This window comes from Bradyrhizobium sp. BLXBL-03 (assembly GCF_051853015.1).
Classification (GTDB): domain Bacteria; phylum Pseudomonadota; class Alphaproteobacteria; order Rhizobiales; family Xanthobacteraceae; genus Bradyrhizobium; species Bradyrhizobium manausense.
The window spans coordinates 6489099-6502068 of sequence record NZ_CP182470.1; the positions used below are offsets into that span (position 1 = coordinate 6489099).

Annotated in this window: 8 protein-coding genes and 1 pseudogene; 5 read left to right on the forward strand and 4 right to left on the reverse strand. The window is 56.1% G+C overall.

The window, feature by feature from the left end; all coding sequences use genetic code 11:
* Positions 1-402: 402 nt before the first annotated feature.
* A complete protein-coding gene (locus tag ACNJX9_RS31035) occupies positions 403-552 on the reverse strand; it encodes a hypothetical protein (RefSeq protein ID WP_228749897.1) in 150 nt (49 codons plus the stop codon).
* A gap of 1313 nt (positions 553-1865) precedes the next feature.
* Between ACNJX9_RS31035 and ACNJX9_RS31040 the strand changes: the two genes are divergently transcribed.
* A complete protein-coding gene (locus ACNJX9_RS31040) occupies positions 1866-2000 on the forward strand; it encodes a hypothetical protein (protein WP_283809594.1) in 135 nt (44 codons plus the stop codon).
* 1322 nt (positions 2001-3322) lie between these two features.
* Here ACNJX9_RS31040 and ACNJX9_RS31045 read toward each other — a convergent pair.
* Complete coding sequence (locus tag ACNJX9_RS31045) at positions 3323-7606, reverse strand: amino acid adenylation domain-containing protein (protein WP_439405758.1); 4284 nt, start codon at positions 7604-7606, stop codon at positions 3323-3325.
* A 133-nt stretch (positions 7607-7739) separates the two neighbouring features.
* Here ACNJX9_RS31045 and ACNJX9_RS31050 point away from each other — a divergent pair, with 133 nt between their 5' ends.
* Positions 7740-8402 (forward strand): DUF6875 domain-containing protein, encoded by a 663-nt coding sequence (locus ACNJX9_RS31050; RefSeq protein WP_439405760.1) that lies wholly within the window; start codon positions 7740-7742, stop codon positions 8400-8402.
* Positions 8403-9605: 1203 nt separating this feature from the next.
* Here ACNJX9_RS31050 and ACNJX9_RS31055 read toward each other — a convergent pair.
* Complete coding sequence (locus ACNJX9_RS31055) at positions 9606-9770, reverse strand: hypothetical protein (protein ID WP_439405762.1); 165 nt, start codon at positions 9768-9770, stop codon at positions 9606-9608.
* Positions 9771-10223: 453 nt separating this feature from the next.
* Here ACNJX9_RS31055 and ACNJX9_RS31060 point away from each other — a divergent pair, with 453 nt between their 5' ends.
* Complete coding sequence (locus tag ACNJX9_RS31060) at positions 10224-10427, forward strand: hypothetical protein (protein ID WP_439405763.1); 204 nt, start codon at positions 10224-10226, stop codon at positions 10425-10427.
* Positions 10428-11959: 1532 nt separating this feature from the next.
* Positions 11960-12178, forward strand: coding sequence for a hypothetical protein (locus ACNJX9_RS31065; protein WP_439405765.1), 219 nt, complete (start codon positions 11960-11962; stop codon positions 12176-12178).
* Between the two features lie 139 nt (positions 12179-12317).
* Here ACNJX9_RS31065 and ACNJX9_RS31070 read toward each other — a convergent pair.
* Positions 12318-12452 (reverse strand): annotated as a pseudogene (locus ACNJX9_RS31070) (IS481 family transposase); the annotation flags it as partial.
* A 134-nt stretch (positions 12453-12586) separates the two neighbouring features.
* On the opposite strand from ACNJX9_RS31070, the gene ACNJX9_RS31075 reads away from it, so the two are divergent.
* Positions 12587-12955, forward strand: coding sequence for a VanZ family protein (locus ACNJX9_RS31075; RefSeq protein ID WP_439405767.1), 369 nt, complete (start codon positions 12587-12589; stop codon positions 12953-12955).
* Positions 12956-12970 lie beyond the last annotated feature (15 nt).

Sequence of the window (12970 nt, forward strand, 5' to 3'; positions counted from 1 at the left end):
CATCAAAACCCTGCAATCGCAAAACAGCCCACAACGACAAATGCGATTCTAGCTCAATCGCTTAGCCGCTCTTCACGGACGACTAAGCACGCCTGTAGGCGAGCCTGAGCGCAGGACACCAAAGCGCCGCCGACCGGCCATGGAATCGTGGTTCTCGTCAATATGCCGGGCAGCACAGGACCCGTTTATCATTCCGCAACGTCAAGTGTATCGAAATCAAAGCAAAACCGCAGCGGCGCGATATTAGCGTTGCGGATGCACGTTGCTCGACTGTATAGCCGCGACCGGAAGCCCTCTCACATTCGGCGATGTCCGCCATCGCAGCGCACGCGGACATCTCCATCGAATGAAGAACCGTTCAACGACACGGACAGCTCGATCGGACGTGCCATGCATCGTCACTCACTGATCCCGCCTCAGCGATGAACTGCCTGCGTCAGCGCTCTCCGATCGAAGCTGTTTGAGCCGCGTCTCCAACGCGAGCTTTTTGGCAATCAGCCTTTCCGCAAGAATGGCATTGACCATGCTGTGGAGCTCCCACAGTTCGTCCATCGACATTCTCTCGAACTGGTCCTGATACATGATTCCCCGAATCACGACGTCGATAGGGTGGGCGGATACGATGAAAAGTGCAACCAATCGGCGGTAGCAAGACTATTGCTTCCTTGAGACCGCTGGGGAGCGACCGGGCGTACCTTTAGCTGCTCCGCCCTCTGACTGATAGCAGAGCCCTCTAAGCGGAATCGTCGGGCGCGTCGGTTTCGACACCTCAGGCAACCCGCGTTCTTCTGAACCGTGAACCGCAGCGCGGCTGCGGCTTAGACCTTGTTGAGACATTGAGGTTTTCGGGGCCTCAGCTTGAGGCAAGGCGCGGCTGCGGGGCGGATTTTTCCGAATGGCCTCGCTGCATAATTGAGACCAGCCGAGCAACTTCGACGATGTGTCTTCGAAGGCAGTCAGGCAAATGCCCATCGCACGGACGAAGACTGGCGACGCGCTGCCCGGGTCGAGACGAAATCGCATAACTATCGAGCGAACACTCCGACGGAGGCCGAACGAACCAGACAGTCCGGCGAGGCACCCCCAGCTAGGCCGGCCCGCTCATGCGATCCTCGGGTTTTTTCGCGCCCTGCTTCTGCACCTGCTCCTCTACGAATATCACGATCGTACGCCGAGCAGCTGGGTCCGTTACTTTCTGAAATGCTCTGATCAAGCGGAGCATCTGTAGATCTTCGACGAAGTTTGACATTGAAAGCCCCCATTCACAATTGGGAAAGCTCAGTGTTAGGTTCGCGCGGCAGGCTGGCCTCTCGTCGTCGTGTCCACGTACCCCTTATCTCAGCGCGTGGTGTTCTCCTCGAAGTCCAAGATCCTGCCTCGAATAATTTGGAGTTCTGTCAGATGACAAGCAGGAGCCTCGCGGCCAGAGCTTCATCGACCTCTACGGGCAGCGTCCACGACTCAATCAATGGACCAATCCTCCAGTCGCTGCGGGTTCATGCTGCCCTCCTCCGCTGGCTTCTGACATCCGCACCATATCCAACGGCCAGGCCTGCTGCTTGCCGGGAGGTGTCGTTGGCCCGACAAGCCCACCGTCGGCTTTTATCTTTAAATTTATAGTTTAATTTTTAATTATTATCAATTTAAATTTCGCCATATTAATATAAATAATGGCGCCATTTCCGATGCCACGACTCTAGGCGGAGACTCAGATTGCTCAGTTCGCTAGGCGACTTTTTCGGGAGAAGCGCCATGACCGGAGTAGCCGTTTGCGTAGTGTGCAGCCGCTGGAGTGCTCAAGGTCGGAATTACAGTCCTGCTGTTGCCCGCGGGATCATGACTGTCCCCACTGTTGGATCCGCGACATGCACGATGAGAAGCAGATTGCGCGCGCGGCAAGATACGAAAGAGGCGAAACCAGCCTTCAGACCAAGCCTGAACCATTTTGCCTGAACGGCTTAGCCGCCATTTTTGATCAATTTGCCTTCCAGCCTGCATGAGACTGCTTCGCCGCTTTAGCTTCGGCGATGGCGACGCTCTCGCGTAACTTCAACAGCTCGTCATACGCTGCTCGAAGTGGATCGTAATCCTCGACCGCAGGAGATCGCCTCGAGAAGTTTGTCGTGCCGTAGGATGAATATCTGATCATCGCAAACACGCAGCCATGATGCACCCAAAGCGTATCAGGGCATTGCCGTTGCGCAACCAGAGCCGTTCGTTAAGCTTGATGTTGGTGCAAAAAGTTAAGATCGGGACGAAGATGTGGTATTGGCGCGCATCGCGCAGGTCCTGCGATGGATGGATTAAAGATGCGCTGCCAGCCGACGACGGCTAAGCGACAACCATAGCAGCTGATTTCGCAGGAGCGTACACAATTCAATCCAGACGAACAATGTAGCCGATGTCGCTCAGCGTCTAGTTGTCCCGACGTCCCCCAGGGGTTCGAAAGACCGCAATGAGCCGATCGCCTTCCCAAAGCTCAACATCGTGCTCGCTAGACATTTGCTCGGCCCGATATCTCGCGCTCTGCTCGTCGATGCAATCAAGCTTTGCGGCACAGATCGGGTGCCGGCTACTGTCCACCAGGAAGGCTTTGTACCGCATGGCGATCCCATCCAATGACTCCGCCATCCTAATCGAATGGCTGCCTGATGCAGCACCAAATCCATTTCAGCAGCTGCGGAACCTTTGTACGTGTGGCCATTTCGCTATAGACGCCTGAACTCGTGGCTTTCGATGCCGAGCCGCGTCGGGTCCGCCATGAAACGCCCGCGGTCTTTCCACCCTCCTATCGGCGCAGGATTTCCGAGCCGCATTTCGCCCCACCGATCCGAACCCTTTTGGCTTCTCGTCCGAAACGCTGAGGGCTGATTGGCAGGCGCTGTAACTGCAGGGTTCAGGTGAAACTCGATCCGAAACCAAAGCGAAAGGAGCGCACGCTCGTTCACACTACATTAGTAGGCCTTTTTAACCTTTTTGCCTTGCATCATGCGCCTACTTGCGATTGCATAGTTTTCCCGATAGCGCCGCGGTCATTTCGGCCATTGTTTCTAGGAACTGCTGATGAGTAGTCGAAGTCAGGTTTACAACTATTCGGCCATTCTGAGAGACCGAGTGCAGGGTCTAATCGCACTTGTTACAGAACTGGAAGGACTTCGTTTTCGGCTGCGTCAAGCGGAGGCAAGGACAATGCGGCGAAGAGGGAAGTTATCAACCCGGACTGCACGACGGCTGCTCGGTCGACGATAAGGGCAATACGCAATTCACCACGCGCGGTTACGCGCAATGGTGACACGCCCACAGCTCACTTGCAGCCAACGTCTTAGCCAGCCCTTCTTTCCACATCCTGCCGCCGGGACGCAATCTGGCGTGCAGCGTCGCTGTTATCAGCGTCTCCGCAATCGGCGAAGCCCTCGTAATGCTCCAGTCGATGTTGATCAATGAGATGGGTATCAGGCTCCGAATTATCGAAGGCGCTACCCTCTTGTGTGCTTGCTGCTCGACCCGTACGTAGAGGCCCAATCTGGGCACATTCCGAGATCGTGCCAAATCGCTTCAGCGCTGCGTTGATCCTCTGAGCTAGCGTTCGATTGTGCTCCCGGAACATCGACAAATGATCTCCATTCACGGGTATGATTTCCAGACCCGAAAGAAACAGACCCTTCCAGCCAAGGCTGTCGTCCAAACCCCGCATACCGTCCCCCGATTCTGACCGAAAAAGAACCCCCCGAGTGTCAAGGAGGCGCGGGCGATAAGACCGTAGGATCCTCGTATACAATCGTTCTACGAGCCTCGTGGGCAACGGAGCCCCGTCCTCGTCGACCATGGTGGTAAAAGTGCTTCGTCCTCTCCAGATGCCTCGAAACCACTTCCGCGCTTCCTCATCGAGCATCCAGTGGACGGTTTGCCATGAGCGCTGCAAGCGCGATGCGATTGTTGGTGAAGACAGCTCGTTCGGAGCTTGCTTCCAAATTTGTCGGCATTTCCGCCAAGCAACTTCACGTGTCGTTGGATATGTCGCAGAGGTATCGAACAACATCACCAGATCTACCCGGCGACCTTGCTTTTGCATTTGATGAGCCATTTCAAAGGCAATGATCCCTGCGAAGGAGTGCCCCGCGAGCACACAGGATGACGACGTTAAATGGGCACTCAGGGCTGCTGCATATGGCGCAACTAATTGTTCGATTGTCGGGAAGGCGGATTTCCGGTTGTTTGCGACCGCGGCACGCCATTGCAGGGGCCAAGGACGCATATCGATCCCGAACACCTGGCTATCCAGCAATTCGGCGAGCCCGAATTCATCCGGCCCCGCGTAAACGAAATACACCGGGCGCTCCGCGTTGCCCTTCTGCAATTCAACGACCGGCGGTCGTGTCGCTAGCCCTCGGGTAGCAATGACCTTTGATAGCTCTTCCACGGTCGGACTTTTGTAGAGATCCGAAATCCCAAGGGTTACGTTCGTTACTTGTTTGATCCGGTTGATCATCCGCACAGCCATTAACGAATGGCCACCCAATTCGAAGAAATCGTCCTTGATACCGATTTTCTTCAGCTCGAGTAATTCGCACCATATGCTGATAACCACTTCTTCCATCGGAGTGCTTGGCGGCACATACAATTCCTCGGACTGAGATGACCTCACACCGGGCAATGGCAATGCCCCGCGGTCCAGTTTACCGTTAGGCGTCGTGGGAAATGCATCCAGGAAGACGAAGTCCGCAGGAATCATATAAGTCGGCAGTTGATCTCTGCACAGGCTCCGTAGTTCGGCGCCGAGGCCAGCCGACGAGATCGCCGGCCTCACATAAGCTATCAGTCTCTTGTCCCCCGCTGAGTTCTCTCGCGCTACAACCGCCGCTTCCTGCACCGCTGGATGTGTGGTCACGACCGTCTCAATCTCGCCCAGTTCAATGCGATGGCCACGAATTTTTACCTGATGATCCACTCGACCAAGAAACTGAAGCATGCCATTCGGCAGTCGTCGAACCATATCACCGGTTTTGTACAACCGCGCTCCCGGCGCCTTGCTGAAAGGATCGCCAATGAATCGATCACGCGTCAATTCCGGCTGATTGTGGTAGCCCCGAGCTATCTGAATGCCACCCAGATATAACTCGCCAGGGACGCCGACGGGGACATGCCGCATATGAGCATCCAGCACGTGAGCCTGAGTGTTGGCTACTGGCAAGCCAATGGGAACAACATCGTCAGCGTGTTGACGCGGGACTGAGTAAAACAGCGAGGTGATTGTGGCCTCGGTTGGTCCGTAAAAATAATGCAACTCTGCGCCGACCATTCCAAAAAACTCTCCGGCGAGTTCTCCAGTCAATACGTCGCCCCCGCAGAACACATGCCGGAGGCTTCGGCAGGCCTTGAGTTCCGGTATCTTCAGAAGCAAGCGCAGCGTCGATGGCACGAGGTGCATGACAGTGATCCGGCATCGAATGATCGTTTGGACCAAATACGCTGGGTCACGATGTCCGCCCGGCTGCGCCAGGACCAGACGCGCGCCGACGAAGAGCGGTGCCAGGATTTCCAGGACCGCGGGATCGAAGCTAAATGAAATCTGCTGCAATACGCGATCGCCCTCGTTCAAGGGAAACGTCGATTGCATCCAGGCCATCAGATTCCTGACCGCTCGGTGAGGAATCATGACCCCCTTCGGATTTCCTGTAGATCCCGAGGTATAATTTACGTAAGCAAGGCTCGAGTCGGTCGCAGCGCGGTTGGGATTGCCGACGCTCCCCGCACAGACTGCAGGGTCATCCATGAAAATGACGGCGTTCGCTCTAAGATCGGGCAGAATTCGGCTCAGCTTGCGCTCCGTGAGCAGAACGGGCGCGTTGGCGTCCTTCAGCATAAATGCGATGCGTGCCGGTGGATAGGCTGGATCTATTGGCACATAAGCGCCTCCAGCTTTGAGAACGCCGAACAAGCTGATGATCAACTCCGGCGAACGCTCCAAGCAGATAGCTACCAAAACCTCGGGACCAACCCCCAATTCGCGCAAATGATGGGCAAGCTGATTTGAAAGATGGTTGAGCGCGCGATAAGTCAGGCGCTGCTCGCCGAATTCCACTGCCACGGCGTCCGGAGTTCGATCGACTTGCGCCTCGAAGAGTTCATGGATGCACCCATCCTTCGGGTAGTCTGCCAGTGTTTCATTCCACGCGACCAGCAGGTCGTGACGCTCAGCCGCTGCCAATAGCGGCAAATCACCGAGCCGTTGCTTCGGCTTCTCTGCCATCGCCTCAAGCAGTGTTTGTAAGTGGCCGAGCATTCGGCCAGCCGTCGCGCTATCCAATCGACCGCGATCGAATCCAATTTTCAGGCATAGCTCGGTCCCGTCGTAAGCCGCCAAGGTGATCGGATAATTGGATTGCTCAAAGAGATGGAATTTCCGAGCGGACCAAGACCGTCCCCGCATTTGCAACAGGGAGTTCAGTTGATGATTCTCAAATACAACGATGCTTTCGAACAACGGCCTGCCCGCTGACACATCGCTCCAAGCCTGCACCTTCTCAAGCGGCGTATGCTCATGTTCGCGCATCGCCACAATTGCCGCGCGTACTTCCTTAAGCCAAGGAATGAGTGCGGCGTCGCGGTCCACGTACACGCGCAACGGCAATGTGTTGATGAACAAGCCGATCATGGCTTCAGCGCCCGCGATCGTGCTTCGGCGACAACTCCTGGTCACTCCGAACACGACGTCCGCCTCGCCGCTATACCGGCTTAGCAGCACCGACCAGGCCCCCTGGATGATCGTATTGAGAGTCAGCTCATTCTGCTCAGCAAGCGAACGAAGTGCGGAGGTGATCTCACGCGACAACAAGATCTCCTTATTGCCGCCCTGGACGTCGACGTTCCGCTCGTTGGTCGGCAAGCGATCCACCACCAGCGGAGTGGGCGCCGTGAAGCCTTTAAGGGTGCTCCTCCAAAACGTTTCGGACTTGGAGAACTCCCGTGTTTGCAGCCACTTGATGTAGTCCCGATAAGGTCTGGGCCACTTTAGCGTTATTGCTGTGCCAGCGCGGAGAGCCTCGTAGTAGGAGAAGACTTCGCCAAGAATGGCCGGGAATGATCTGCCGTCCAACAGCGCGTGGTGAAACGTCCAGATGAGGCGGTACTTCGCCTCGCCACAACGTACCAGGGTTAGACGAAGCAGCGGCGCTCGCGCGAGATCGAATTCTCGACGACGGTCCCTCTCCAATAGATCAACCATTCGTCGATCCTGTTCGGAATCTGGAATTCCGCGCCAGTCCTGTCGCTGCCAAGGGATCTCGACCTGTGCTTGCACCTGCTGTTGCGGCTCATTGACGTCGGTCCAGCGAAACTGGCTTCGCAAAGCCGGATGACGAGCGACCACGATTCTCCAGGCGCGCCGCAGAGAGGCTTCGTCAACTGCTTCGTGCAAGTCGCACAGCAGTTGCTCGGTGTAGACCCCTGTTCCGGGAGCCGACAAACTGTGGAACAGCATGCCTTGCTGTAGCGGCGACAGCGCGTACACGTCTTCAATCATGCTGATTGGCCGCTGAGGACAGGCTGTTAAACCTGTGTTGAACCTGCCGGTTGGATTGCCTTGCCGATGGTTTGCGATCTTCAATTGTCATTCCACTCGATTAAATATAATCTAGAGAAAATTCAATATATGATTTTGTTGAATTAATAAATCCCCAAGGTATTAATGTAGGGCGCTTTAAATCTGGCCGGGCACAGTACGCGGGGATTGAAGGAAAATGCGGAAGATTCAGAGCTTTGTGACGACTGAAGACGTTATCGCCGCCGCTCGAGTTCTTGCCTGGGCCAGGAACTATCTTGCGCGGGAGGAAGAAAAGGTCAGACGTCCTTACCCGCCTCAGACGGTTTGTCCCTATGTGGAGGCCTCGATTAAAGCGAACTCCCTCTACATGGTGTTTCATAACGAATTGAACGGAGAAGATGCCGGGTCGATTGCCGACGTAATCTTGGGATACGTCAATCCCTTCAAGGAGGCGCCCCCCTTTGCGCGGCATGAGCAGGCGCTAAAAGCGCTGCTCATCGTATTCCCGAATATCGAGGAGAAATTCCTAGGGGCACTCGATGAGTGCCACCGGACCATCAAGCCGAAGATCGTCAAGTCTGGTTTGATGATTGGTCAGTTTCATCCGAGGTGCCGGGAAGAAGCGATCCACAATCCTGAATGGAACGCAATCTCGCGGTCTCCGGTTCCTCTGGTGGCGATCCGCAATATGACGTTACACGACATCATGTTTCTACATGACGATGAGCAAGCATTTCGAGCGTATGAAAGCAGGTTTGGAAGCCGATTCGCGCAGGGAGGTGCGTTTCTGTATCCGTATCACAAACACCTCATCACTTGCTATGAACGCGCAAAATCCGCTTATGCAGATCATCAATAACCTAAATTGAATGGCTGTTTGTACCAGTCAACTCGGTCTGTTGAGCTTCAAATGCGGCTTCTGACGCACTTCCTTCATCTCTTGCTGGTGAACAATTGTGTCCCGCGGCGTGTACTCGATACCTCCACCACAAGGTGAGGCACGATCGATCGCCCATCCATTGAACCTTTCACCGAGCGGTTGGACCAACCCTCAAATCGGGGGGACCAGGAGGTCTCCTATGCGCACGATCTTGATCGCAGTGGCGGTCGCTGGCTGTCTCGGTACGACGTTTTTGCTGTCGTCCTATCCGTCAACAAACAAAGTTGATGTGGCGAACCTGGCGGTCGATCACTGTACCAATTTCCACAGCTTGGCTGCGCTCAAACTATCCGGACTAATGCGCAACGAGGCACAACCGGAAAGGCAGGGAGCACGGGGTCGGTTTGGCAAGCGGCTTTGGACAGCCTTTTGCATCCAAGACAAACGACCTCGGCTTGAGTCTGAGGTCGCCAACCCTGGGGAAGACTTACTCCCGACGCGAAGGCCTTTTGACTTGGGTATTTCTCGGGAGCTTGGATCCGCCAATGAATAAAGCGGCGGGGCCTCGCCATGCACTGTCGAGCGCGTAAGTCTCGGGGAGTTTTGGCTACCCTCGATGAGCGATAAAGGTCTCCGACCCGGACTGATCCAGCTACGGACGCGCCGAAGTCCAGAGTTAGGCGGGCGCCATATTTCCCTCTGCAGCGCGCCGGCGGCGGAACCAAGCTTTCAGCTTGAATGGCTATGCTCCAATGCTGCGACGACGAGCCAAGTGCCTTGGCTCCACGCCCGCGTGCACTTAGCCGCCCGAAACTGAATAACCATGATTAATTTGATTTAATGCAGCAATAAAATTCTTTCATTTTGATCATTTAGAGGTAAAGTACTGTTGCGAGCGCAGGCACTCCGCGTGACGCGCCCTGCCCAACGGACCGTCGGCTCCGTTTGAAGTTTTTAGTCCCGGGCCGACGGTCCGAGGCAGATCCGCGCTATTTCTGGGGAAAATTGAGCTTGGCCACCGGGATGGCGTAAGCTCTCACTTAAATCCCTAATCTGAAATGAGTCGGGGAGTTGCCGTGGGTATTTACTTGCTGTTACTGGCGGCATGCGTTGTTGGGGTTCTTCTGTTCCTGGCATTCCGCTTATAGGACCGACAGCGGCCACAACCGTTGCTTTGAATCCTCAGCCAATGGCCGAAATTGAAAAACTTCGGCTTGAGTTTTTGACTGTGCGCGGATGAGCGCGTTCAACTCCATCACTGGAGACGAACGTGATCACCTGGCTGCTGGTAGCTTTCCTCATCACCGTTAGCGTCGCGATCTTGATCGCCCACGCGATCGACGCCATGCGCTCCTGAGGCTGCGCCCTCCCCCATTCGGCAATTTGACGGTGCGGCGATTTTACAGGCTATCTTATGGGGAAAGCCGCGCAAGCGCCCTGGTCCTCGCGGAGAAGCCGCCTCGTCGACGGCCTCCTTGATCCATCGCTCTACACCATTGCACGATGACCGGTTCTTGGCGGCGGACCCTTGTCGAGAGCTGTGATCATCCGAATTTTCCTCGCTCCGCCTTCAAGAACATAGACCGCAGTCCAAACGGCCTATGGCGTCAAGGGACAGACGCCAATTGGGGCGGCTGAGACAGCTTCGGCTTGGATGCGCCCCGAGAATAGGGCCCCTGCCCCGATCCTAGACGAGCCAGACTTGGAGACTAAGCTACATCTGACATCTAATTTGTTTGGAACCTGTAACATAGTTTAAAGTATTTAATTTGTGAGGAGTTTAGTATTTTCATATCAACCATGGGAGAATGTGGCATGCCCTCGGAAGAAGAAGACCGGCGGGAATTCTTGAAGACCTGCGGAAAATTTGCTGCGGTCACGCCCCCAGTCATGACCATGCTGCTGTCCACCTCGCTCACGTCAAAGGCAATTGCGCATTCTGGAGGCGGAGGGGGCCACCACCGCGATAATGAGCACCACCATCATCACCGGGACCGCGACTAGGCGGCCTTAGACTTGCAAGAGGCCGCCTTCCCACCGGCGGCCTCTTTGATGCCACAAGATCGGAGAATCGGCGCCCCCCCGCGGCGATGCTGTGGATCACGTTCTGGCGGTGACGCCCGGGCTGAAGTGGAGGCGATAACCGGCATGCGCGGCAGGCAGATTCGAACGATGTTGGCCCGTGGGTAGGTAGGGAAAAACTGGCGCGCCGGGAGTTGCATCTGACCATTTAAATGTTGACCTCGCCAAGATGGGGCAGAGCGTCTATCCGCGCTAAGGTGGGGACGCCACCCCTGCTCTTTCATCTCCTGTCTCAAGTAACCCGCCAGCGGGGCAGCCGCTAGGTTCGGGACCGGCTGCTTGCACTCCAGATCTCCACGTCGCGGATGGACCGACACTTGCAGGGACATCGCAATAATCCATTGCGGCCGGTGCCCAGGTCGACCCGTTAAATATAAAATTAACCATATTTAATATCGTATGCAAACCCGAAGCCATGCATCGAACAGACGCACGCTGACTAAGTGAAGAGAGGGGCGAGGGAATTGCCGGTAATCTGCCGTGGCGCGCGCTCGATCACTTACGGCACGAATAAAATGACGATTGAATGTCCATTTAATATATAATACGATAAGCGAGGTTTTAAATGAAAGAGGGCTGATCGTGATGCGGGTCGACAACGAAGATGATGACCGGCGGGCGTTCTTGAAAACCTGCGGGAAATTTGCAGCCGTGACATCCCCTACCATGACGCTGCTTCTGTCCACTTCCGTGACTTCACGAGCCATCGCACATTCAGGCGGCCTGCCTGCAGCGACGCAGAACGATAGCGGCCGGTCGTTCTTCGAGAACGATCGGTCCTTTGCGGCAGGACCGCGGAGCTCCGCCGGCGGGTCATCAGGGGGTGGGGGAGCACCAGGCGGTCGCCCTGCCGGGTCATCTCATGCCGGGACAGCTGGTGGTGGCGGCGGATCCAGCGGCGCGGGGGGCGGTGCTGGCGCAACCCCCAAAGGGCCGTTCGCGACAGCCGGCGGCTCGGGAACGCAAAGCGCAGATGGTGGGGTCGATTGCGCAGACGAGAAGGATGAGGAGAAACGAAGGACCGATTGCCCCGGCGCTAACACACGGATTTCGAGAGCAACCGAATCCAGCCAATAGGAGTCGTCTCAGCCTATGAATGAGGTGACTGCCGTACGGCTAGACTCCGTCGCGGCCTTCGCCCCCGGCATCGCTAATTGTGTGGCCGAGCGCATATCTCAGCAGCCGAGCGACCTCTTGATGCAGCGGGCCAGGCTGAACCTGCCAAATGTCCGTACGCTTGTCTCAAGATTGCATAGTTTTCCTGACTTTCAAGAACTGATCGAGTTCTCTTCAGCTGTGCTTGGGAGGGAGCACCCGCTCGCGCTGTGCGCCGTGTTGAACGTTGGGAAATTGCGCTGACCGGCGGCCATCTGTCGCACTTCGCGATCGAATTCCAATTCGTTTAATTATTAGACAGCCTATAGAATACGATAGATTTGGTTACGGAGGGCGCGATGATAGATCAACAAGATGATGATGACCGGCGTGAATTTCTGAAGATCTGCGGCAAGTTTGCGATTGTTACGCCGCCCGCTATCACAGCGCTGCTGTCGACGTCGCTAACCAGCCCAGCCCTTGCGCAATCCGGCGGCGGCTTGGCGCACGGCAATAACGGCTGGGGCAATGGCGGCGGGGACGGCAGTCCCAACGGCAAGCCGGATACGTATCGCTGAGGCTGCCGTTATCTCCCAATGTCTGGTCGGCTCTTCCTCGATCTCTTGCCCGGGCAGGTGATCGATGATGTAGCCGAGCTCGCGCCCGTCGAGTAGGCCCCTGCAGCCGGGACAGCGGACGTAGTGGTCGCGCTCTCCTGTGGAGCCTCAAGAGGTTGTCCTCGCTCAGGCCGAGGCGGCTGATCGGCGTTTGTGACTCTATACCACCATGGGGCCGGTGCCCGCTGTATCGATGCAGCCAGATCGGCAGCTCTTGGGCGCGGGGATTGGAGCTGCAAACATTGCTTACAAGCGGGGGGTTTGCCTGATCGCCGTAGCTGCGACCATGCGCAATCACCCGCCCGGCCAGCACACAAGGCCAAATGTTTGCACCGTTCTGCTCATTGCACCCGATCACGACTCTAGATAATGAAAGATATGGTTAGGTTCTTTCGCGCCGCGGGATGGTTGGCTCTCGCCCTGGTGGCTTTCGCGACGCTCGCCCCCATTTCCGATCGGCCGACGATTGCGCCCGCTCACTTCGAGCACTTTGCCGCATTTTTCGTGCTCGGGCTCGTATTCGTGCTGGCCTACCCAAATCGCATGATGCTGGCCACCCTGATCGTGATCGGCAGCGCGATTATCCTGGAAGCCCTACAGCTGCTCACTCCTGATCGACATGGTCAGCTCACGGACGCGCTGGTTAAAGTGGCTGGAGGTCTCTGCGGCATTTCGTTCATCACTGTTGGGCGGGAGTGCATATCTCAAGTAATGACCAGGATCGCATCTCGGGGATGACGAGATCACCGATCC

Excerpts from the sequence above, each read along its gene's own strand:
- ACNJX9_RS31035 (WP_228749897.1), bottom strand. The coding sequence starts at position 552 with ATGGACGAACTGTGGGAGCTCCACAGCATGGTCAATGCCATTCTTGCG.
- ACNJX9_RS31040 (WP_283809594.1), top strand. The coding sequence starts at position 1,866 with ATGCACGATGAGAAGCAGATTGCGCGCGCGGCAAGATACGAAAGAGGC.
- ACNJX9_RS31050 (WP_439405760.1), top strand. The coding sequence starts at position 7,740 with ATGCGGAAGATTCAGAGCTTTGTGACGACTGAAGACGTTATCGCCGCC.
- ACNJX9_RS31055 (WP_439405762.1), bottom strand. The coding sequence starts at position 9,770 with ATGGCGTCGATCGCGTGGGCGATCAAGATCGCGACGCTAACGGTGATG.
- ACNJX9_RS31060 (WP_439405763.1), top strand. The coding sequence starts at position 10,224 with ATGGGAGAATGTGGCATGCCCTCGGAAGAAGAAGACCGGCGGGAATTC.
- ACNJX9_RS31065 (WP_439405765.1), top strand. The coding sequence starts at position 11,960 with ATGATAGATCAACAAGATGATGATGACCGGCGTGAATTTCTGAAGATC.
- ACNJX9_RS31075 (WP_439405767.1), top strand. The coding sequence starts at position 12,587 with ATGAAAGATATGGTTAGGTTCTTTCGCGCCGCGGGATGGTTGGCTCTC.